Source organism: Pelagibacterium limicola (assembly GCF_015694405.1).
Classification (GTDB): Bacteria; Pseudomonadota; Alphaproteobacteria; order Rhizobiales; family Devosiaceae; genus Pelagibacterium; species Pelagibacterium limicola.
This window is the reverse complement of the sequence record NZ_JADQDB010000012.1, coordinates 66,357-84,155: the sequence shown is the minus strand read 5'-3', so window position 1 is coordinate 84,155 and position 17,799 is coordinate 66,357. Positions and strand designations below refer to the sequence as shown.

General features: G+C 60.2%; 20 protein-coding genes, 1 tRNA gene and 2 pseudogenes. 6 read left to right on the top strand and 17 right to left on the bottom strand.

Translation table 11 applies throughout. From position 1 onward, the window contains the following. Window positions 1–111: pseudogene (locus tag I2G20_RS17125) on the top strand (IS630 family transposase); the annotation flags it as partial. A 48-nt stretch (window positions 112–159) separates the two neighbouring features. Here the strand turns inward: I2G20_RS17125 and I2G20_RS17510 are convergent. Beyond that, window positions 160–651: a putative quinol monooxygenase gene (locus I2G20_RS17510; RefSeq protein WP_343070364.1), complete on the bottom strand. Its 492-nt coding sequence runs from the start codon at window positions 649–651 to the stop codon at window positions 160–162. Window positions 652–703: 52 nt separating this feature from the next. Then, a complete protein-coding gene (locus tag I2G20_RS17115; protein ID WP_196260948.1) occupies window positions 704–1,519 on the bottom strand; it encodes a sugar phosphate isomerase/epimerase family protein in 816 nt (271 codons plus the stop codon). Window positions 1,520–1,639: 120 nt separating this feature from the next. Between I2G20_RS17115 and I2G20_RS17110 the strand changes: the two genes are divergently transcribed. After that, entirely contained in the window at window positions 1,640–2,263 is a 624-nt protein-coding gene (locus I2G20_RS17110) for a flavin reductase family protein (protein ID WP_196260947.1), read from the top strand. Between the two features lie 102 nt (window positions 2,264–2,365). Next, window positions 2,366–3,262 carry an alpha/beta hydrolase gene (locus tag I2G20_RS17105; RefSeq protein WP_246473163.1) on the top strand — a complete coding sequence of 299 codons (897 nt, stop codon included), beginning with the start codon at window positions 2,366–2,368 and terminating at the stop codon, window positions 3,260–3,262. A 3-nt stretch (window positions 3,263–3,265) separates the two neighbouring features. On the opposite strand, the gene I2G20_RS17100 is transcribed toward I2G20_RS17105, so the two are convergent. From I2G20_RS17100 to I2G20_RS17030, 14 genes and pseudogenes are all read right to left on the bottom strand, one after another. Continuing rightward, complete coding sequence (locus tag I2G20_RS17100; RefSeq protein WP_196260946.1) at window positions 3,266–4,444, bottom strand: pyridoxal phosphate-dependent aminotransferase; 1,179 nt, start codon at window positions 4,442–4,444, stop codon at window positions 3,266–3,268. Window positions 4,445–4,449: 5 nt separating this feature from the next. Further along, window positions 4,450–5,250 carry an ABC transporter permease subunit gene (locus I2G20_RS17095; RefSeq protein WP_196260945.1) on the bottom strand — a complete coding sequence of 267 codons (801 nt, stop codon included), beginning with the start codon at window positions 5,248–5,250 and terminating at the stop codon, window positions 4,450–4,452. Beyond that, the gene (locus I2G20_RS17090) at window positions 5,247–6,197 is read right to left on the bottom strand and encodes an ABC transporter permease subunit (RefSeq protein ID WP_196260944.1); all 951 of its coding nucleotides are present in this window, start codon (window positions 6,195–6,197) and stop codon (window positions 5,247–5,249) included. The genes I2G20_RS17095 and I2G20_RS17090 overlap by 4 nt, the downstream gene beginning before the upstream one ends. Further along, the gene (locus I2G20_RS17085) at window positions 6,194–7,333 is read right to left on the bottom strand and encodes an ABC transporter ATP-binding protein (RefSeq protein WP_196260943.1); all 1,140 of its coding nucleotides are present in this window, start codon (window positions 7,331–7,333) and stop codon (window positions 6,194–6,196) included. The genes I2G20_RS17090 and I2G20_RS17085 overlap by 4 nt, the downstream gene beginning before the upstream one ends. Window positions 7,334–7,412: 79 nt before the next feature. Then, on the bottom strand, window positions 7,413–8,495 hold the full coding sequence (locus I2G20_RS17080; protein ID WP_196260942.1) for a polyamine ABC transporter substrate-binding protein: 1,083 nt from the start codon (window positions 8,493–8,495) through the stop codon (window positions 7,413–7,415). Between the two features lie 330 nt (window positions 8,496–8,825). Beyond that, on the bottom strand, window positions 8,826–9,311 hold the full coding sequence (bfr, locus tag I2G20_RS17075; protein ID WP_196260941.1) for a bacterioferritin: 486 nt from the start codon (window positions 9,309–9,311) through the stop codon (window positions 8,826–8,828). Between the two features lie 369 nt (window positions 9,312–9,680). Beyond that, window positions 9,681–9,887, bottom strand: a complete 207-nt coding sequence (locus I2G20_RS17070; protein ID WP_196260940.1) for a DUF3329 domain-containing protein — start codon at window positions 9,885–9,887, stop codon at window positions 9,681–9,683. A 24-nt stretch (window positions 9,888–9,911) separates the two neighbouring features. Continuing rightward, a pseudogene (locus I2G20_RS17505) lies at window positions 9,912–10,337 on the bottom strand (lysozyme inhibitor LprI family protein). Window positions 10,338–10,446: 109 nt separating this feature from the next. Beyond that, entirely contained in the window at window positions 10,447–11,118 is a 672-nt protein-coding gene (locus I2G20_RS17055) for a DUF599 domain-containing protein (RefSeq protein ID WP_343070363.1), read from the bottom strand. 108 nt (window positions 11,119–11,226) lie between these two features. Continuing rightward, window positions 11,227–11,946, bottom strand: coding sequence for a hypothetical protein (locus I2G20_RS17050; RefSeq protein ID WP_196260939.1), 720 nt, complete (start codon window positions 11,944–11,946; stop codon window positions 11,227–11,229). Next, on the bottom strand, window positions 11,943–12,635 hold the full coding sequence (locus tag I2G20_RS17045; RefSeq protein ID WP_196260938.1) for a fluoroquinolone export ABC transporter permease subunit: 693 nt from the start codon (window positions 12,633–12,635) through the stop codon (window positions 11,943–11,945). The genes I2G20_RS17050 and I2G20_RS17045 overlap by 4 nt, the downstream gene beginning before the upstream one ends. Next, on the bottom strand, window positions 12,632–13,483 hold the full coding sequence (locus tag I2G20_RS17040; RefSeq protein ID WP_196260937.1) for an ABC transporter ATP-binding protein: 852 nt from the start codon (window positions 13,481–13,483) through the stop codon (window positions 12,632–12,634). The genes I2G20_RS17045 and I2G20_RS17040 overlap by 4 nt, the downstream gene beginning before the upstream one ends. Next, the gene (locus I2G20_RS17035; protein WP_196260936.1) at window positions 13,480–14,103 is read right to left on the bottom strand and encodes a TetR/AcrR family transcriptional regulator; all 624 of its coding nucleotides are present in this window, start codon (window positions 14,101–14,103) and stop codon (window positions 13,480–13,482) included. The genes I2G20_RS17040 and I2G20_RS17035 overlap by 4 nt, the downstream gene beginning before the upstream one ends. A gap of 111 nt (window positions 14,104–14,214) precedes the next feature. Next, complete coding sequence (locus I2G20_RS17030) at window positions 14,215–15,249, bottom strand: aldo/keto reductase (RefSeq protein WP_196260935.1); 1,035 nt, start codon at window positions 15,247–15,249, stop codon at window positions 14,215–14,217. Between the two features lie 189 nt (window positions 15,250–15,438). Between I2G20_RS17030 and I2G20_RS17025 the strand changes: the two genes are divergently transcribed. From I2G20_RS17025 to I2G20_RS17345, 3 genes are all read left to right on the top strand, one after another. Next, window positions 15,439–15,515 (top strand) — tRNA-Met (locus tag I2G20_RS17025). 985 nt (window positions 15,516–16,500) lie between these two features. Continuing rightward, window positions 16,501–17,037, top strand: a complete 537-nt coding sequence (locus I2G20_RS17020; protein WP_196260934.1) for a hypothetical protein — start codon at window positions 16,501–16,503, stop codon at window positions 17,035–17,037. A 68-nt stretch (window positions 17,038–17,105) separates the two neighbouring features. Beyond that, complete coding sequence (locus I2G20_RS17345) at window positions 17,106–17,312, top strand: SDR family NAD(P)-dependent oxidoreductase (protein ID WP_343070365.1); 207 nt, start codon at window positions 17,106–17,108, stop codon at window positions 17,310–17,312. On the opposite strand, the gene I2G20_RS17010 is transcribed toward I2G20_RS17345, so the two are convergent. Continuing rightward, entirely contained in the window at window positions 17,309–17,764 is a 456-nt protein-coding gene (locus I2G20_RS17010) for a MerR family transcriptional regulator (protein WP_196260933.1), read from the bottom strand. The two genes, I2G20_RS17345 and I2G20_RS17010, sit on opposite strands and share 4 nt — an antisense overlap. Between the last annotated feature and the right edge of the window lie 35 nt (window positions 17,765–17,799).

Below are 17,799 nucleotides of genomic sequence, written 5' to 3'. Positions count from 1 at the left end.
GCAGAGCGAACCGTTGATGCGCTCTGGAACAGAATTGGCAAACTGGTCCAAACCTTCACGCCCAAAGAGTGCGCCAACTACTTCGCAGCCGCTGGATACGATGCAGACTGATAGGATTCCGCCCTAATGGCGCAATCAAGATCCTGAGTTGAGCGCCGGTCAGCTCCCGCTATCCTCCAGGATTTCGTATTCGCGGCGGATGGACGCGGTCGCGACACCCCATGCCGAAGCCCTTGTGCGAGCCTGATGCGCCTCAAAAGCAAGCTTATCGATGAACCGCTCTTCCACACGCCAGATCAAAGGATCTTCGGTTTGTACAACCTGGAAGGACAGGCAGCCTGGCTCTGACACCGTCAATCGAACATGCTCTGGAAGGAATTTCTGGACGATTTCGGCCTCTTCCCGGGACGCACAGTGCAGGTCTCCGACGAGGTGAACGGCGCCCATCTTATTGTGCGATCTATCGCCTTGATTCATTGGATCACCACGTTGTCTGATTTGCTGACCTTCATGTCGCGGATCCAGACGAATAGCAACCTCTTCCCCCAAAGCCCGGACACGGGGCTCGTTGCGTTTCGCGCTCAAGGATTTAAGCGTGAGAGTGCTTACTCCCGCCATCTCGGCAAGAGCCAAGGAGCGGGCGCCGCGCAACGCCCGCTCCAACTCCCTGGCTCGGCATCCTGATCGACCGACGCCTTGCGGGTCAGGCCATGTGTTTCTCGATGAAGGTACGTTCGAGGGCGAGGCCGTCCCATTCAGCGTCCGAAGGGCCGTCATAGATCAGCGTGAAGGGACCTCGATAACCGGAGGCCGTGCAGGCGGCGAGGCATTGGCGGTAGTCGTTCTCGTCCATGCCGACGGCAGAAAAATCCGCCTTGGCGTGTGTGTCCCCGGCGCGTGCCAGGATCCTCTCCAGACCCCGGTATTTGTCCGCGCCTTTCCAGTTTCCGAAGTCGGCGAGGAGACCGAGATCGGAGCCTACCTCGTCGAGGAGATAGTCGATTTCGTCCGGGCCGGGCGTCAGGTCGAACCAGTTTTCGGTGACGATGCGGACACCTTGCGCCTTGCCTTCGCGGGCGAGCGAACCGAGGGAGGCGGCGCTCAGTGCAAGCGAATCGGAGGACGGAGGTTGCTTGCCGGCGATGACGCGCGCAGATTGTGCGCCGAGCATGGCGGCTGTCTCAATCCAGCCGGCAATCCAGGTCCGATCGCGAGCATGGTGCTCGGGATGGGTAATATCGCCATCATCGATCAGCAGCATGGATAGAGCCACTCCTGCGTCGGCCATCGCGGCGGAGAACGCCTTGAGCCAAGCCGAGTCCCGGCTTTCGACGTGGAAATGGCAGAGGTGCATGGCGGCGTAGCCATGTGCAGCGATTTGTGCGGGCAGGTCCAGCATCGAGACGCGGCCTCGTCCCCACGCTTCCGTGCGCTGTGCCGGTTTGTCGGGCGACTCCCACCAGCTCAATCCGATCGTCCGATGCAGGCTCCAGCTCGAAACCGCAAATGCCGGTGACATGACATCCTCCCTCACCTGGTTTTTCTTCACGGATGGCCAACCTGTCGCAAGAGTCAATTGTTTACCACCAGGGCACCTGAAGGCTAAACCCTTGTGGCAAGCAATGCGCAGGAGCCAGATTTGTCCCGCTATCATTCTTACGATCCGCTGCAGGGTCATGGACTGCCGCACGATCCGACCAAGGCGATCGTCGCACCGCGGCCGATCGGCTGGATATCCAGCATCGACTCCGATGGCCGGGTCAATCTCGCGCCCTATAGCTTCTTCAACCTGTTCAATTCGAATCCGCCAATCCTCATCTTCGGCAGTGAGGGATGTAAGGATTCGATCAGAAATATCGCGGCGACCGGCGAGTTTGTTTTCAATCTGGCCACGCGCTCGCTGGCCGAGGCGATGAACCTCTCTTCGGGCGTGTACCCGGCCGACGTCGATGAATTCGTTGTGGCCGGGCTCGAAAAGGTGGCGTCGGAGGCTGTCGCGCCGCCGCGCGTGGCGGCTTCTCCTGCCGCAATGGAATGCAGGCTCCTGGAGATCAAGCCGCTTACAGATCTTGATGGTAACGCGCTTGCATCCGCTCTGGTGATCGGCCAGGCGGTACGGGTGCACATTGCCCGCGAATATCTCAACGAGGGCCAGTTCGACACCGCCAGGGCCGGCCCTATCGCGCGTTGCGGATATCGCGGCGATTATGCCGAGGTGAACGGGCTGTTCGAAATGCTTCGTCCGCCAGTTAACGCGCGCTAAGCTTTTGGGCACATGATGCCCGGATCGCGCCAAAAATTCGTCGTGATTGTGAGGCAGAAGCCGATATTGAACGACTGTTTCTCACTCTATTCGAAGTTCAGGATGTCACTTTCGCGTCGTCATTTTCTCGGCTCGATGGGTGCGCTGGCGTTCGGGGGCATGATGGCCCCCGGCGCAGCGCACGCCGTCTCGCTCATGGATCCGTTCAACGTTCCCGCCGCAATGGATTCGGGATCGCTCAAGCTCGGTGATGGCATTCCCTATGCAGGGGGGCCGCGCGGGCTTTTGGACGTTTATGTGCCGCGCAATCCGCGGGGGCGGGCGCCGGTGCTCCAGTTCATTTATGGCGGGGGATGGAACCGGGGGGAACGTGCCGACTACAACTTCGTCGGCCACGCCTACGCTTCGCGCGGGTTCGTGACGGTGATCGGCGATTACCGGCTGGTGCCGGAGGTGACCTATCCGGCGTTTTTGTACGATGCCGCGGTGCAGGCGAAATGGATCGAGGACAATATCGGCGCCTTTGGCGGCGATGCGAACAAGCTCTATCTGGCGGGGCATTCGGCGGGTGCCTATAACGCAGTGATGCTCGGGCTCGATCCGGCATTCTTCCGCGAGGCGCGGGTATCGCTCAAGATTCGCGGCATTGCCGGACTGGCTGGGCCGTACGATTTTTATCCTTTCGAATATAACGAGGTGCGCGAAGCATTCGGTTACGCGGCCAATCCAGAGGGCACCCAGCCGGTGCGGCTCGTCAATGAGAACTCGCCGCCAATGTTCCTCGCATCCGGGCTCGGCGATCCCATCGTCAGACCCATCAACACGGAAACGCTGGCCGCGCGTTTGCGCGAACACAATGTGCCGGTCGACGAGCGCTATTATGACGGGATCGGTCATATGGAGATCGTTACGTCCATCGGCGCCATGCTGCGTTGGCGCGCGCCCGTCCTGGAGGATACCGTCAATTTCTTTGCAAGTCTCGGGGCACTTGACGCCTGACCGTCAGACGGTTTGGAGGAAACGCTCCAACCGTTCAAGACCCCGACTTAGCTTTTCAGGACGCGCCGCGTAGCACCAGCGCAGCCAGCCTTCGCCCTCCGGTCCGAAGGCGCTGCCGGGTGCAAGGCCGAGGCCATGCCGGGCAACAAGCGCCTTTGCGACCTCCATGTCGTCCGGCATCCCCTCTATCCGCAGGAAGGCGTACATGGCGCCATCGGCCCGCGGCACTTCAATGCGCCCAAGAGCTTGCAAACCGTCGAGCAGCAGCGTCCGGGCAGCGTCGAGATCGGCCTTGAGCTTATTGACCGCCTCCTCGCCTCGGGGATCGCTGAGTGCGGCGATACCACCGGCCTGCACGAAGGCTGGCACGCAAGAGGTATTGTATTCAATGACCTTTGCGACATCGGGCATCAGGGCGGTGGGAAGGGTCAACCAGCCGAGCCGCCAGCCGGTCATCCGCCAGGCCTTGGAGAAGGAATTGACCGCGATCAGGCGGTCGTCGGGCTCGGCATGGGCCAGAAAGGTCGGGGCCGCGGCAGAACCATCGAAGACGAGGCGTTCATAGACGTCGTCGGCGAGCAGCCAGATGCCATGCTTGCGGCAGTGTTCGAGGATGGTCCTCTGGGAGGCGCTGTCGAGCGTAAAGCCGGTGGGATTGTTGGGGGCGTTGAGGATCAGGAGCCTTGTATCGGGCGTCAGGGCGTGTAGGAGCTTGTCGAGATTCAAAGTCCAGCGACCGTTGCTGATTTCGAGCGGATGGCGGACCACGCTCGCGCCGAGCAGGCGGGGGGCTTCGGCAATGTTGGGCCAGATGGGGGTCATGACGACCACTCGGTCACCAGGCGAAACGAGGAGCTGATCGGCGATCATCAGGGCAGAGACACCCGATCCGGTGACGGCGACTCTTTGTGGCGAAAGCGTTATGCCGTGCAAGCGTGTTGCGTATGCCGCGATTGCCTCGCGCAGTTCGATGAGGCCGAGATTGTGTGTGTAAAAGGTCCGGCTGCCGGCCAACGCCTGCTGTGCAGCCTCGCGTATGAAATCGGGCGTAGCGAGATCGCTTTCGCCGAACCAGAAGGGGACGATATCGTCCCGGCCCATGCCGGCATTGGCGATGTCGCGGATGCGCGAGGACCCCAGGGCGGAAACCTCGGGTCTTGCCTTTGCGGGATACGCGCTCAAGCGGGTCAGCCTCTTGGCCTGCGGCGCATTCCCACCAGCGTGGCGCCGACGACGCCTATGGCAACGATGCCGATGATGATGGTCGCGAGCGCATTGACGTCCGGGGAGACGCCAAGGCGGATCTTTGAAAAGATGACGATAGGCAGGGTCGAGGCGCCGGGGCCGGTGACGAAACTGGCAATGACGAGATCGTCGAGCGAGAGGGTGAAGGCGAGAAGCCATCCCGAGATCAGGGCAGGCGAAATGATCGGCAGGGTGATGTCGAAGAAGACGCGGACAGGGGTTGCGCCGAGATCCATGGCCGCTTCGTCCAGAGACTTGTCCATGTCGAGCAGGCGCGAGCGCACGACGACGGTAACATAGGCCATACAGAAGGTGGAATGGGCGATGACGATGGTGGTGAAACCGCGTCCCGAGGGCCAGCCGAAGGCCGCTTCCATGGCCACGAACAGCAGGAGCAGCGAGAGGCCGGTTATGACTTCAGGCATCACCAGGGGGGCCGAAACCATGCCGGCAAAGGCCGTGCGGCCACGGAACCGGCCAAAGCGCGTGAGAGCAAGTCCGGCGAGCGTACCCAGCACAGTGGCGATGGTGGCGCTGACGGCGGCGATCTGGAGGCTGAGGATGGCCGCGGAAACGATCTGGGAATCTTGGAAAAGCTCAGCATACCAGCGCAGGGAAAAGCCCGTCCAGACCGTCACCAGGCGGCTTTCGTTGAAGGAAAAGACGATCAGGGAGATGATCGGCAGATAGAGAAAGGCAAATCCGGCAACTGTTAGAACCGGGACGAGGAGGCCGCGCTTCATGCGTCTTTCTCCACCACGGCGTTCTGGGCGTGGTTGAGCAGGAGGATTGGTACCAGGAGGATCACCAGCATGACGATTGCGACCGCCGAGGCCACGGGCCAATCGCGGTTCGAGAAGAATTCATCCCAAAGCACGCGTCCGATCATCAGGGTTTCAGCACCCCCGAGCAGGGCAGGAATGACGAATTCTCCGATGGCTGGGATGAAGACCAGCATCGAGCCGGCAATGATGCCCGGCATTGAGAGCGGGAGAATGATCGTCCAGAAGGTCGTAAAGGGCTTCGCGCCAAGGTCCGAGGAGGCTTCGATCAGGTTCTGGTCGAGTTTGACCAGGGTCGTATAGAGCGGGAGCACCATAAAGGGGAGGTAGGTATAGACGATCCCCACGAAGACCGCGCCTTCGGTCTGAAGCATGGTGAGGGGCTGATCGATGATGCCAAGGCTCATCAACACGTTGTTGATGACGCCGTTGCGGCCGAGGAAACCCATCCAGGCATAGACGCGCAAAAGGAATGAGGTCCAGAACGGAAGGATGACAAGCATCAAAAGGAGGTTGCGGTATTTCTCGTCCGAGCGCGCGATATACCAGGCCATCGGGAAGGCGATGAGCAGCGCCATTACCGTCGAGATCGCGGCGATACGGACCGAATTGACGTAGGCGTTGACGTAAAGCGTATCCCGCAGGAGGAAGAGGAAGTTCGAGAAATGCAGCGTGATCGATAGGGATTCATCGGCGCCCCACTCGAACATGGGCAAATACGGCGGACGTCCCATCGCAAAGGCACTGAGGGCGATTTTGAAGACGACCAGCAGGGGCAGGACGAAAAAGACAACAAGCCAGAGCGTCGGCGCAAGCAGAACCGCTACCCGGCCATTAATGCCCCAGCGGCCAAGCCTCTCGGCAATGAAGGTCCAAACCCGGCGCGGGGGCTCCGCCAAACTGCTCATGAGACCAGCACGGCTCCCGCATCGGATGCCCACGAGATGTAGACTTTCTCGTCCCAGCTGATGGCTTCGAGGTCATAGCGTGTCGAGTTGGTCTGCGTGACGTGGATGCGCTTGCCGCTGTCGAGCATGATGCGGAAGACCGACATATCGCCCAGATAGGCGACGTCCTGCACCAGACCGTGCGTGACGTTGGCGTCGGCTTCGGGTTTTTCCCGGGTAAGTACCATCTTTTCAGGGCGGATGGCGTACCAGAGAATCTGTTCGGGAGCGCAATCGACGCCGTGGCCGACATAGATGTCGCAGCCCGCTTCGCTAGAAGCGATGCGGATATGGTCATCCTCGTCCTCGGTTACGACGCCCTCAAAGATATTGACCGAGCCTATGAAGTCCGCAACGAAACGGGAATTGGGAAACTCGTAAATTTCCTGGGGCTCGCCGATCTGGGCGATTTTGCCGTCACGCATCACCCCGATGCGCGTGGCAAGGCTCATTGCCTCCTCCTGATCGTGGGTTACGACGACAAAGGTGACACCCAAGGACTCCTGAATCTTGACCAACTCGTACTGGGTTTCTTCGCGCAGCTTCTTGTCGAGCGCGCCCAGCGGTTCATCCAGGAGCAAGAGCTTGGGGCGGCGAGCAAGCGCGCGGGCCAGCGCCACACGCTGGCGCTGGCCGCCGGAAAGCTGATGGGGCTTGCGGCGGGCGAAGTTTTCGAGCCGGGTAAGCTTTAGAAGTTCGGCGACGCGATCAGCGATCTCGCCCTTGGGCATTCCGCCACGCTTCAGCCCATAGGCGATATTATTCTCCACCGTCATATGCGGGAAGAGCGCATATGACTGGAACATCATATTCACCGGCCGCTCGTAGGGCGGCACGGTGGCCATGTCCTGTCCGTCGATCTCGATCGAGCCCGAGGTCACGGTCTCAAAGCCGGCCATCATGCGCAAAAGAGTCGATTTACCCGAGCCGGAACCGCCCAGAAGGCAGAAGAGCTCGCCCTTGTAGATGTCGAGCGAAAGGTCGTCGACGGCATAGACGTCGCCGAAGGTCTTGGTGACGTTGCGGATGCGCACAAAGGGCTTTGCACCCGGGTCGCGCCACGGGCGCGTATCGGCGGCGATCTGGGGCTTTTTCAATTCGGTTGGGGTCTCCGTTCCCGAAAGAAAGGATAAGGCGGAGCGCGAAACCGCGCCCCGCCGGGAGTGAAACGAACCGCTATTGGCCGGTCTTGATCCGCGTCCAGGCGCGGGTCAGGAGGCGGTCGAACTGCGGCGACTTGGCCTTGAGCGGGTATAGATTGGACATCACTTCGTCCGTCGGATAGATCGCGGGGTCTTCGAGAATTTCGGGATCGACGAATTCATCGGCTGCCGCGTTCGGGTTGGCGTACCACACGTAATTGGTGATGCCGGCAGCGATCTCCGGCTCGAGGATGAAGTTGATGAAGGCGTGGGCGGCGTCTGGGTTAGGCGCGTCGGCAGGGATCGCCATCATGTCGAACCAGAGGCTCGCGCCCTCCTCGGGGATCACGTAGGCGACCTCGACCCCGCGATCTGCTTCGGCCGCGCGGTCCGCGGCGATGAACACGTCACCCGAATATCCCACCGCCAGGCAGATGTCGCCATTGGCGAGGTCCGAGATGTACTGGGACGAGTGGAACATGCGGATATGGGGACGGACCGAGGCGAGAAGCGCTTCGGCCTGGTCCAGATCGGCTTGATCTTCGGAATTGGCGTCGAGACCGAGATAGTTGAGGGCGGCGGAAATCATTTCCACCGGCGCATCGAGCACGGAGATACCGCAATCCGCCAGCTTGGCAGCGGTTTCAGGGTCAAAGAGCAGGTCCCAGCTATCGAGCGGGCCGTCTTCACCGACGCGGGCGATGACCTCATTGACGTTATAGCCGAGGCCGGTGGTGCCCCACATATAGGTCACCGCGTACTGGTTGCCGGGATCGTGCTCTGCCACGATCGCTTCGATGGCGGGGTCTAGATTGGCAAGGTTGGGGAGCTTGGACTTGTCGAGCGGCTGGAAGAGACCGATGGGGATCTGGCGCTCGAGGAAAAAGCCCGAGGGCACGACCACGTCGTAGCCGGAATTGCCGGCAAGGAGCTTGGCTTCGACGATCTCGTTGGAATCGAACACGTCGTAATTGACGGAAATGCCCGTTTCAGCCTGGAACCGTTCCAGCGTGTCTTCGGCGATATAGTCGGACCAGTTGTAGACATTGACGGTCTGCGCGTGGGCGCTCGATGCCATCAGTGCAACCGGAAGGACGAGGAGCAGGGGCTTATGCATGGTAAGGGAATCCTTTCACCTTGCGAACCAAAAGGACGGTGACGAACAACCGTGCGATGAACCGGAGTAACCTTTTGGGCGTCTCTCACGCACGGCAACTCCCTTCGCCGCTTCACCAATCGAGTACGGCAGAACCGCCGCGCACGAACCCGACCGCTAGGCATAAAAAGGTCGGGAAACGCATTACAGCCAAGCGCGGGCCCTGAAAAGAGAAATCGCGCGGTTCTTCAGTTTCCAGGCCCAAAATTTTCCCGCTTGTCGCATGGGGTCAACGATGAGGGGCGGCAAAAGGAAAGCCCCCGTGCGTTTCCACATGGGGGCGGGATGAGGTTACTCCGCCTCGTCAGCAGGCTTGGCGTTGAGCTGGCCGTATTTTTCGGCGCCGATCTCCTCGAGCAGGCCGAGCTCGGTTTCAAGGAAATCGATATGACCTTCCTCGTCGGCCAGCAACTCTTCGAAGAGCTTCATGGAGACGTAGTCACCCAACTCGTTGCAGATTTCGCGCGATTCCTTGTAGTTGGCGCGCGCGTCGTATTCGCCGGCGAGATCCGCTTCGAGCACTTCCTTGATGTTCTGGCCAATCCTTAATGGCGCAACACGTTGGAGGTTGGGGTGGCCTTCAAGGAAGATGATGCGCTGGATGAGCGTGTCGGCGTGATGCATCTCCTCGATCGACTCGGCGCGCTCCTTGGCCGCTAGGCGCTTGAAGCCCCAATCGTCGAGCAGGCGGTAATGGACCCAGTATTGATTGACGGCACCGAGTTCGAGGAACAGGGCCTCGTTAAGCCGCTCGATGATCTTTTGGTCGCCTTTCACTTTCACCTCCTTGGCGCGTGGATTTGCGCAAACTCTTCATCCTGAGCCGAACGTCTACGATATTGGCGGCGTTCCCAGCCAGTCTGAGGTGATAAGTTTCGGTGACCTTTGAGATAATGTCCACAAGGTTCGGCACGCAGCCGCAACACTGCCCGCGCTTGCCCAATTCGCGGTAGATGCGCGCGGGCACCACAAGCTGCCAGGGATCCTCGTCGAGGACTGCGACGACGACGTCCTCGATATCTCTGGTGCTAATGAGGTTACACTGGCAGACCAGCATGGATACGCCCGCAGACCGAAAAGATGACCTTTAGGGTCATACATACGAGCTTAAATGTGATTGTCAATGTCAGCTTTGTCGCATCCGACTTATTCGCCGTCGGGCTTGCCGGGCTTATCTTTGCCCCAGGCGATGAAGAAAATGTAGATCGCGTAGCCGCCCATGCCGCCAAAAATCAGCGCCCAGACGAACTCGCCGTTGGAAAGGTCCCATAGCGCGACGGCAAAACAGATCGCGACGACGAGGATACGGCGCCAGAGCGGGTTGAACCAGGGATGATTCATGTCGGTGTTCATCGTGTTTCCCTTCCAGGCGGCAACCTACCGGCCCCAGCCAATAAATTCCTCGAGCTCAATTGCGCGCCTTGCTGTCATATCGAGCCGGCAGCCCGATGCAAAGAGAGAACGGATCGTGCCCTCGCGCCAATAGGTATACTGGAAATCGCAATTGCTGTTCGCGTAAGCTCTCCATGAGCGTTAAGCCTTGCGCAGAGCGGCAAAGCTTTCTTCGTCGAGCGATGAGCGCAGCGCCGCGTAATGTGTATTGAGCAGCATGTCCCACCACTTCGTCTCGCGCGCCATGCATTCGGACATGCCCATGGTGGTCATGCCTTCGGGCGTATCCATGCAGGGGTCCGAAACGGCGCCGATGCAGTCTTCGAGGCGCTGCGGTTCAGATGTGCCCGATTTTTGCGACTCTCCGTTGGCGTCAATCGCCGCACGGGCCGCATCGAGACACCGGATCATGGCGGCGTCTTCCTCCGGGGTATATCCATCCTCCTGCGCCGCAGCGGGCGTTATCGCGGCCAGCGGAACCAGGGCAGCCAGGAGCAGGAGAGATTTCACGGAATCGTCCTCAATGGGGCGTTATGCGCGAAACCAGCCAGCGCGCGTAGGAATAATACTCCCGATAGAGCAGGAAGACGATAGTCAGGATCGCTACGACAATGCTTGCCCAGCTCGAAACGAACCATGCCACCATGGGGATGGCGAAATAATAGCCGCGAATTCCTGCATTGAAATTCTGCGCCGCGATTGCGTTGATACGCGCGATTGTGCGGATTTCCTCAGGCGGGGTCTGCTTGGTGTGATCGGATGCGCCGATCAGGATGCAGAAATGATTGAACTGGCGCAGCGAGAGCGTAAAGGAGAGGAAGGCCGATACGAACAGCACCAGCATCGCGACGTTGTGAATCTGGAGATCGGTTTCCGAGTAGAGGGCCCCGAAGGTGATGGTCGAAAGCGCGGGGGCAAATTGCGGCAACTGGCCGATGACGGTGAACAGCGCAAGGATCAAAAGCGCGGTGGTCGAGGCGAAGAAGGAAACGGCGCTCATGATGTTGCCAGATAGGATCGCATCGAGAGGGCTTTCCCGGCGCGTTGCCTGGATCACCCAGTTGATGCGCTGTTCGTTCATCAGCATCGAGAGGGAGGGGCGGCGCTGGTCCAGAAGCCGCGCAGCGAAGCCGTAGCCGTACAGGGCGATAAGCGGTAGCACTGAGGCGAAAAACGAAAACCCGTCTATCACGATGCGTCCCTTGTGGTGCGTTACCCATCGTCCATGAGTCTAGATGATTTGCCTTGCCCACGGAAATGCTCCGCACCGTCGGAGGGCGGTTATTCACCGGGTATGGGGCTAGCCGAGCCGCTTGCGAGCCCTGAAATACAGTACGGCTATGAGCGCTGCCGATGTTCCGACGCCGAGCCCAAGCGCGGCGGCAGAGGAAAGCGCGTCCGCGCCCAGCCCCAGCGCCTCCCCGATCCAGAACGGAGGTACAATCCCACCGATCCACCGCCACGGCGCCGGGGCGAGGGAGAGCAGGGGAGCGAGCATCGCGATGTTGACGAGCTTGGTGAGCGCTAGTCCCTCGACTTTATTGGCCGCAAAACCGACGAGGAATAGACATGTCGTCATTGCATGCATCCCGGCGACCAGCGCGACCGCCAGCACAAAAGCTGGCGATTCGTCGGGCAGTATCAGTGGTAGGCTCGCGAACAGAACGATAAGGGTGAGACAGAGAGCGGCGGCGAGCCTGTAGGCAATGAAGCCGGTTTTTCCGAGCGGGGTGATCTCGAGCGCCAAGAGCACGCCGTCGTCGCGATCCTCGATCAGCAGAAAGCCGAAGATCCAGCCGAGCAGTGCAGGCGGCAGCATCAGTGCAAATGCGGAGGCGGCGCGGGCAAAACCTGCATAACCAAACTGGTCGATCCCGAAGGTTTCGAGAGCGTGCCCAAAAAAGGCGAGGAGAAGAGCGGGGAGCAGCGACATCACCGCCCCACCGGCCAGAAGCGGGTCTCGCGCGATATTAGCGAAATCAGCCCGGGCGAGCGCAGCAAAGGGTGCAATTGAGCTCATTTTCGACCCAGCTCGGATGCAAGTCGGTCGCGAGCCCAGAGGAAGGCGCCCGTGGCGGACGCTGCGCATACCGCCAGCATGAATATGATGTCGACCGCGCTCGCCGTTCCAAAGCCCAGCGAGACAAGGACGAGCCTGGGCTGGGCGATTGTGGGCACAAGGCCCAGGATTGGCGGCATCGGACCGAGGAAGGCGGCGGCGGCGGGGAGGATAATGGGGGTGAGAAGCCCGGCAGAGCCCAAGAGATAGCCATTGACCGTCTTGAAGTGCAGGGCGATGACGGCGCCTAGAGCGACGAAGAATATGGATGTAAGGGCGACGGCGAGCAACAGCACGAGCCAGTTTACGGGTCCCGATTTGGCAAGGCCCATTGCCAGCACCGCAACGAGGGCAATTGTCGTCAGCGTCACAACCTTGCCCAGAAGGTAGTCCTGGGCCGACACCGGCGCCACCGCAAGCGCTGCCCGTACGCCCTCTCCCTTTTCGAGCAACATCACGCCGCCCAGAAAGAAATAGCCCAAGACCGAAGGATCGGAATAGATCAGCGCTCCTACCAGCCAATCGGGAACCATCCGGCCCCCAAAAGCGAACGCAAGGCAGTAGAGGAGGATCACAACGCTATAGGCGGCGTGGATTCCGTAACGCCACTGGAGACGCATATCGTTGAGAATGAGGGCCTTAACGCTCATTGCTTCGCCCCCGCCACGGCAATGAACACATCATCCAGCGTGGCCTCAAGCGTTCGGATGGACACAAGGTGCGGGCTAGCGATCAGTTCGAGGAACTGCGGGTTTGTGCCAACGCCTTCGATGGGAAACGTTTGTTTGGCCGTCTTCCCCCTGACATCGATAACTACCTCCACCTGACGCTGGCCGTACTGCCGCATCAGGTCGAATGGCTTTCCTTCGACGGCGATTTTGCCACCAACCAGAAAACCCACTTGGTCGCAGATTTCGGCGGCTTCGCCCATATTGTGCGTGGTCAGGAAAACGGTCTTGCCTAGCTCGCGGAGGCCCGCGATCAACTGCCGCGTCTGCCGGGCGCGGGCGGGATCCTGGCCGGAAGTCGGTTCATCCAGAAAGAGCAGTTCCGGGTCGTTTAGAAGGGCACGGCAGAGATTGAGCCGCATTTTCATGCCTTTGGAAAAGGCTTCCACGCGCATGTCGGCGGCGTCGGCAAGATCGACCGCGGCAAGCGCCTCCATCGGCGTTAACGGGGCCGACTGGTAAAGGGCGGCGAAGAGCGCGAGATTTTCCCGCGCGGTAAGCCTCAGGAAGAGCGCGGGCAGTTCGAACCCGACTCCGATGCGCTGATAGAAACCGCGTCCCCCTGCGCCGGGGCTCGTGCCGAAAACCCGGGCGACACCGGAATAGCCGGCCAACAGCCCCATCAGGATCTTCTGAGTCGTCGATTTTCCGGCACCCGATGGGCCCAGGAGGCCATATACGCTGCCCGGTTTTACGGAAAAGCTCAGTCCGGCGAGCGCGGGTGACGCCGCGGCAACATACGTGAAGCCTAAATTCTCGACTTCGATCATGAAGCCTGCCCCGTCACCTTGAGGACGAACAGTTCGCGCAATAGCGCGACGCTGATCTCGAACATGTCCTCGCTCATCAGGGCTTTTTGAAGAACGAGCGAAACCAGTAGCCCTAGGATGCCGGTAATCGCTCGGGCATCCGGCACCGTTCCCAAGCCCTGGGTGCGCAAGTTTTCGCAAAAGGCGAGCATGAAGACCTCGTCCTTTTCCGCTTCGTGGGCAACGCGTTCGGGTGGCATTCTGCGCATAATGGCGGCGAGATCCTCGGGGACGGAGACAATGGCGATAAGCGGATCGGATCGGAGCTTTTCCACCATCAAATCGAAAAACCGGACGGCGCGCTCTGAAGCCGTGCCGGTGGTGCGCTCCAGCGTTGAGAGAATTTCTGCCTTGTGCGCCTGGTCGCGGTCATCGGCGATAGCGAGAAACAGCGCCTCCTTGTGGGGAAAGAAGCTGTAAAAGCTCCCCTTTGCGATGCCGATATCGCGGCAGACATCCTCGATCCGGAGGCCCCGCAAGCCGTGTCGCGTGAAGCGCTCCAGCCCGGCGGCCAACAATTGCGTCCGGATGGTCTCGCGTTCGGCATTTGAAAAATGGCGTGCCATCGTCGCGATATACATGCAATGACTTTTTCAGTCAATTGGTCATTGCTCGAACGACGTTGAGAGCATCCGGCTTGGGCTTGGCCGAAGAGTGGCTTGGGTCTTGGGCGGGTTTATGCCCGGGGCGCTTCAGACCGTTCGCGGGAAGCGGCGGTGGATGGCATCTATGCCTTCCACCACTTCGCCGGGGAGGACTACGTCAATCGAGCCGATATCTGACCGAAGCTGTTCCATATTGGTGGCACCGATGATGATCGAGGTCATGAAGGGTCGTGAAAGGCACCAGGCAAGCGCCATCTGGCAGGGGTCAAGTTCATGCTTGCGCGCCAGCGACACATAGGCAGCGGTTGCCTGATCCGAATTGGGATTGAGCCGCCACATGTTGCCCAAGGCACCGCGTGTCCCTTCAGGCATTGCGCCGTCGAGGTATTTTCCGCTCAGCATTCCGGCGGCTAGTGGGGAGTAAGCCAGAAGCGAGACGTCCTCGAAATAGCTGACTTCCGCAAGGTCGAGATCAAAGTGGCGGCGCAGGAGGTTATATTCGTTCTGGATTGAGGCCATGCGGACAAGGCCGTGGATTTCCGAGAGCTGCAGATACTGCATCAAGCCCCAGGCCGTCTCGTTGGACACGCCGATGGCACGGATTTTTCCGGCCTTAACCTGCGCATGGAGTGCGCCGAGCACTTCGAGCAGGTTGTCCCCGATCTCGGCGCGGTTCTGCCCAAAGGGCTCGAATTCCCAGGATTTGTCGAAATTGTAGTGGCGGCGGTTGGGCCAATGGAGCTGGTAGAGATCGATATAATCGGACTTGAGACGCGCAAGGTTTTGATCGAGCGCGACTACGATCTGTTCCGCATCGATTTTGGCGCCGCCGCGAATCCAGGCATTTCCAGGCCCGGCGATCTTGCTGGCAATGACGATATCGTCCCGCCGTCCGCGCTGGCTGAGCCAATTGCCAATGATGCGCTCGGTGGATCCCTGGGTTTCGGCGCGCCCCGGGGTGGAATAGAGCTCGGCGGTGTCGAGGAAGTTGACGCCGTGATCAACCGCGTAATCGAGCTGCGCGAACGCGTCGGCCTCGGTGTTCTGCTCGCCCCAAGTCATCGTGCCCAGACATATCCGGGTCACGGAAATCCCGGTGCGCCCCAGTTCGCGCCTCTCCATTGGTCCTGCCTCTTTTTTGCTGTCGCTCGCCGCAGAAGCGCGGCGCGTGGCTCTGTTTAACCGCCGATGCCACGGGCGTCAAAAAAATGTCACCCGGAGCGCCGTGAGGGGTTTCCAAACCGGAAATCCCCCCCTATATAGGCAGCCGTCCAAGCGGTTCGCCCAAGAGCCACAGTTTAGCGACATTGACGCGGGGTGGAGCAGCCCGGTAGCTCGTCAGGCTCATAACCTGAAGGTCGCAGGTTCAAATCCTGCCCCCGCAACCAATGATACCGACACTCCCGAGGAATGCCCTCCGGGGGTGTCTGTTTTTTGGTACCGGTCCAACGGCTTGGCCTTCCATCCAGTCTAGGATCGTGCTCGGTTCGCCGTGCAGCGTGATTTAGATTTCCCCGCGTTCCGGTCCTGGTATCTGCACAAACTTCGCAATCGGCATGCGCAAGGCCTTGGCCGCCTCCGGTCTTTAGAGGGGGCGATTAAGTGCTTCCGCTAGCTTTGCCGCCTTCTTCGCGCGCCGAGTAGGTCGGCGGTCCAACTCAACGTTCGCGTTGCCGTGAATCGGTGGTCGGCACGGCTTTGGGAGGAGGATCTGCTGCTACCAATTGAGCGAGAAATCCATTTCGATGCGCTCCGTCGAGGAGGGCATCGATTGTATCCATTGTGCGATGGCGCCGACGCGTAGCGACCTTGAGTCAAGGGGTAACCTGCTGCGGACAGAGGCGAAGCCAGCCAGGGTTGTGACAAGAGTCTTTGCTACGAGGACGGAGCGCGTTGATAGAGATCAAAGTCCCCGCTGCCGATTTCCGATGTCGAGCATCTTGCGGCCACGCCCTATCAAAAATGGAGCGGTACCGTGCGTGGCGTAGTGGCACTTCGCACGGCCTTGCTGGGTTTCTTGACAGGGTTCGTCCGATCCTGGCTTCCATTCCCTTATTTGACCGTACATGCCGGCTGGTCGTTTCATAGCCTATGTCAAGTCAATCATGGATGTAATTTGGGGTCTAGTCGGCGTGGTGTTGCTTGCGGTGGCATTGCGCCGTATCGTCGCCTGGTCCGTATCTAGATTGGCGCTGAGGCTCCACTGGCGCGCAGTCAAACTCGTTCTCGACCTCGGCGTGCTTGTGACGTTCTTGAAATGCCATTCCTGCTTTGTCTCAACGAGGTTGGGCGGCGCTATCTCCTCATCCCAATCGTCGCGTGGGGCATCGGAGCCGCGGCGAAGGGAGCATCTGTCGGCTCCGCAGAGCGGGCATGAGCGCGTTTCTCAATCAATTGGCGGGTGGCGATCGTCGGTCGATCGGCAATGCCGGGCTCGTGACTCAGCAGGTACTGTCAAATCCGGCAAAACTGGCTGAGATCGTTAACGGCCTGTCTGCTGCCGATCCCCTTATTCGGATGCGGTGTGCGGACGTTGCCGAAAAAGTATCGGCGATCCATCCCGAATGGCTTTGGCCGCATAAGAAGACACTGCTCGAACTTGCGGCGAGCGCCACCCAGCAGGAGGTGCGCTGGCATCTGGCGCAGATGCTTCCGCGCCTGCCACTCGGCCCCGCCGAGCGCCGGGCGGCGGTTCGGACCATGTTCGATTACCTGAACGACACCAGCAAGATTGTGAAGGTCTTCGCCATGCAGGCGTTAGCGGAGCTTGTGCAGGACGATCCAGCCCATCGCGGACGACTGAAGGAAGTGCTGGCAGATACTCTCCAAACCGGCAGCCCCGCTATGAAAGCGCGTGCTCGGAAACTCCTTGGCCGCCTCATCGGAAGTGCGAGGGAAGGGCAGGGCTAGCGCCCGCTTATTTTGTTGTAGCTCCTGAAAAATTTCGAAATGTGAATGAACGATTGTAAAGGGGCGGCATCTGCGCGCTCGACATCACCGACCCCGTCGCCGCGCACTCAGTTGCCGCCCAGACCTTCGAGCGGTTCGGCGCGATCGACGTGCTGGTCAACAAGGCCGGCTATGCCGAACTGGGTTTCTTCGAGACCTTCACTGATGCCGCGGTGCGGCGACAGGATCCTTTGCGGTATGGGGCCCGAACACCAGTCCGTTGCAATCGTGCCTAGCTGTGAGCACCCTTTGTTAAGGGGTCGACGAGGCGACCATGATCGTGGCTGCGATCGGCCAGCGTCTCGATGACACGACAGTCGCCGATGCGGCCGGTGGCGCAGTCCCGCACCATCTTTTCCAGCTCCGCGCGGAGGAGGTTGAGGCTTGTGATCCGCTTCTCCACGTCGCCGAGTTGCGCCCTGGCGATGGCGTCGGCACTCGCGCAGGACTGATCGGGGTCGTCCTGCAGTCGCAGCAATGTGCGAATAGCCTCGACGTCGAAGCCGAGTTCCCGCGCGTGGCGGATGAAGGAGAGTCGGTTGATATCTGCCTCTTCGAAGAAGCGCCGGTTGCCATCGCTGCGCGCGATCTTCGGCAACAGCCCGATGTCCTCATAGTAGCGGATGGCCGGCAACTTGACGCCGCTCTCCTTTGCCGCTTCGCCGATGGCATAGCTTCGTGTCTGCATTTTTGCCTTGCTCCTCTGGTGGCTAGAGGATGTAG

What these genes read in the sequence shown, in the direction of transcription:
- I2G20_RS17020 (WP_196260934.1), top strand. Translation starts at nt 16,501, where the DNA reads ATGAGCGCGTTTCTCAATCAATTGGCGGGTGGCGATCGTCGGTCGATC.
- I2G20_RS17105 (WP_246473163.1), top strand. Translation starts at nt 2,366, where the DNA reads ATGTCACTTTCGCGTCGTCATTTTCTCGGCTCGATGGGTGCGCTGGCG.
- I2G20_RS17010 (WP_196260933.1), bottom strand. Translation starts at nt 17,764, where the DNA reads ATGCAGACACGAAGCTATGCCATCGGCGAAGCGGCAAAGGAGAGCGGC.
- I2G20_RS17070 (WP_196260940.1), bottom strand. Translation starts at nt 9,887, where the DNA reads ATGAACACCGACATGAATCATCCCTGGTTCAACCCGCTCTGGCGCCGT.
- I2G20_RS17045 (WP_196260938.1), bottom strand. Translation starts at nt 12,635, where the DNA reads ATGAGCGTTAAGGCCCTCATTCTCAACGATATGCGTCTCCAGTGGCGT.
- I2G20_RS17090 (WP_196260944.1), bottom strand. Translation starts at nt 6,197, where the DNA reads ATGAGCAGTTTGGCGGAGCCCCCGCGCCGGGTTTGGACCTTCATTGCC.
- I2G20_RS17040 (WP_196260937.1), bottom strand. Translation starts at nt 13,483, where the DNA reads ATGATCGAAGTCGAGAATTTAGGCTTCACGTATGTTGCCGCGGCGTCA.
- I2G20_RS17035 (WP_196260936.1), bottom strand. Translation starts at nt 14,103, where the DNA reads ATGTATATCGCGACGATGGCACGCCATTTTTCAAATGCCGAACGCGAG.
- I2G20_RS17050 (WP_196260939.1), bottom strand. Translation starts at nt 11,946, where the DNA reads ATGAGCTCAATTGCACCCTTTGCTGCGCTCGCCCGGGCTGATTTCGCT.
- I2G20_RS17080 (WP_196260942.1), bottom strand. Translation starts at nt 8,495, where the DNA reads ATGCATAAGCCCCTGCTCCTCGTCCTTCCGGTTGCACTGATGGCATCG.
- I2G20_RS17095 (WP_196260945.1), bottom strand. Translation starts at nt 5,250, where the DNA reads ATGAAGCGCGGCCTCCTCGTCCCGGTTCTAACAGTTGCCGGATTTGCC.
- I2G20_RS17115 (WP_196260948.1), bottom strand. Translation starts at nt 1,519, where the DNA reads ATGTCACCGGCATTTGCGGTTTCGAGCTGGAGCCTGCATCGGACGATC.
- I2G20_RS17030 (WP_196260935.1), bottom strand. Translation starts at nt 15,249, where the DNA reads ATGGAGAGGCGCGAACTGGGGCGCACCGGGATTTCCGTGACCCGGATA.